This window comes from Aeromonas sp. QDB14, assembly GCF_027707845.1.
Taxonomy (GTDB): Bacteria; Pseudomonadota; Gammaproteobacteria; order Enterobacterales; family Aeromonadaceae; genus Aeromonas; species Aeromonas caviae.
Genome location: NZ_JAPCJD010000225.1, coordinates 1 through 529 on the forward strand (window position 1 = coordinate 1; position 529 = coordinate 529).

The 529-nt window shown below is 54.8% G+C and carries 2 protein-coding genes; both read right to left on the reverse strand.

Features of this window, described 5'->3' with window-relative positions; translation table 11 throughout:
* Positions 1 to 266 (reverse strand): transposase (locus PG887_RS22630; RefSeq protein ID WP_270822985.1); only part of this gene is annotated, 266 nt, incomplete at its 3' end.
* A gap of 47 nt (positions 267 to 313) precedes the next feature.
* The coding region (locus PG887_RS22635; protein ID WP_270822987.1) for a transposase at positions 314 to 529 on the reverse strand (216 nt) is incomplete at its 5' end.

Sequence of the window (529 nt, forward strand, 5' to 3'; positions counted from 1 at the left end):
TTACGGCGGCAGTACTCACTGAGTTCAATCTCGGAAAGCGCAGCGGTTTCCAGCACGACGGCGAACTTGGCCTCGGCAGGCCATTCATCGGTCAGTTTGTGGTCACCCGGCACAGGAGCGCCTCCGGCTTTGGCTTGTTTGCGCCAATTATACAGAGTGACCTCGCTGATGTTTTCCTGCCGCGCCAACTCGGCAACGGACATGTTGAATGGCGGCAGCAGCTTCTTGAGCAAGGCCGCCTTCCGCTCACTTGAATAACGAGCCATTCGACGCTCTTCATCCGCCCCCGGTCTTCACTTGTTGATGATTCAGGTCAGGCGACAACTAGTCTGACACCGGGGGAGGTGAACAACATCGCCAGTTGGTTATCGTTTTTCAGCAGCCCCTTGTATCTGGCTTTCACGAAGCCGAACTGTCGCTTGATGATGCGAAACGGGTGCTCCACCTTGGCCCGGATGCTGGCTTTCATGTATTCGATGTTGATGGCCGTTTTGTTCTTGCGTGGATGCTGTTTCAAGGTTCTTACCTT